The sequence below is a fragment of the Streptomyces poonensis genome (assembly GCF_014650915.1).
Lineage (GTDB): Bacteria > Actinomycetota > Actinomycetes > Streptomycetales > Streptomycetaceae > Streptomyces > Streptomyces poonensis.
Genome location: NZ_BMVW01000043.1, coordinates 1 through 773 on the forward strand (window position 1 = coordinate 1; position 773 = coordinate 773).

The 773-nt window shown below is 58.3% G+C and carries 1 rRNA gene; it reads left to right on the plus strand.

The window, feature by feature from the left end:
• Window positions 1–84: 84 nt before the first annotated feature.
• Window positions 85–773: ribosomal RNA gene (locus tag IE242_RS37270) — 23S ribosomal RNA — on the plus strand; the annotation flags it as partial.

Here is a 773-nt window from a genome sequence, read left to right on the forward strand (position 1 = left end):
CCCCAGTGAACCGTCGCGAGTGCGCGGTGGGTGATGGGTGGTTGGTCGTTGTTTGAGAACTGCACAGTGGACGCGAGCATCTGTGGCCAAGTTTTTAAGGGCGCACGGTGGATGCCTTGGCACCAGGAACCGATGAAGGACGTGGGAGGCCGCGATAGTCCCCGGGGAGTCGTCAACCAGGCTTTGATCCGGGGGTTTCCGAATGGGGAAACCCGGCAGTCGTCATGGGCTGTCACCCACTGCTGAACACATAGGCAGTGTGGAGGGAACGCGGGGAAGTGAAACATCTCAGTACCCGCAGGAAGAGAAAACAACCGTGATTCCGGGAGTAGTGGCGAGCGAAACCGGATGAGGCCAAACCGTATGCGTGTGAGACCCGGCAGGGGTTGCGCATGCGGGGTTGTGGGATCTCTCTTTCACGGTCTGCCGGCCGTGAGACGAGTCAGAAACCGTATGGGTAGGCGAAGGACATGCGAAAGGTCCGGCGTAGAGGGTAAGACCCCCGTAGCTGAAATCTGTACGGCTCGTTTGAGAGACACCCAAGTAGCACGGGGCCCGAGAAATCCCGTGTGAATCTGGCGGGACCACCCGCTAAGCCTAAATATTCCCTGGTGACCGATAGCGGATAGTACCGTGAGGGAATGGTGAAAAGTACCGCGGGAGCGGAGTGAAATAGTACCTGAAACCGTGTGCCTACAAGCCGTGGGAGCGTCGGACATCAGCTTGCTGGTGTCTCGTGACTGCGTGCCTTTTGAAGAATGAGCCTGCGAGTT